This window comes from Bradyrhizobium sp. NBAIM08 (assembly GCF_020193935.1).
In the GTDB taxonomy this organism is placed as follows: domain Bacteria; phylum Pseudomonadota; class Alphaproteobacteria; order Rhizobiales; family Xanthobacteraceae; genus Bradyrhizobium; species Bradyrhizobium yuanmingense.
Map to the genome: position 1 here is coordinate 1 of NZ_JADYVR010000457.1, position 438 is coordinate 438.

The following is a 438-nucleotide window of genomic DNA, read 5'->3' on the forward strand; positions in this document are numbered from 1 at the left end:
GGCGTGCGCTCGTCGTCCCAAACGAGCATATGCGGGCCGCGTGCTCCGGTAGCGGACATGCCGTGTCGCGCGCCTTGGACACGCTCGACCCCGGTAAGGGCGTCCTCTGGGCAGGCATGAGCAGGCGTTGAGGTCTCCTCGAGTGAGGCATCCGCACCGAAGTTTGCTACACCTTCGCCCTCGGGCGGCGGGGCCCCGGGTGGTGTAGCCTGAATGCCAAGCGAGCCCCCGTCGGCGGAATTTTCGTCCCCGCAGGCCGTGACCGTGGCGAAGGCACTTCCAAGCAAAAAACAAATTACAAAGAGCTGTTTCTGCATTTCAATCTCTAATCACGTTGAACGACGCGCTACGGAGGATGGAACCCTCCGCGCTCGCTCGGTGGGAGTCAAGGGCGCAGAACGATGCCCAAGACCGACAGCGGTGTACTCGCTCCGGGCG

General features: G+C 63.5%; 1 protein-coding gene. It reads right to left on the reverse strand.

The window, feature by feature from the left end; genetic code table 11:
- On the reverse strand, nt 1-317 hold a 317-nt coding region (locus I6F37_RS40415; protein ID WP_225154439.1), incomplete at its 3' end, for a hypothetical protein.
- Between the last annotated feature and the right edge of the window lie 121 nt (nt 318-438).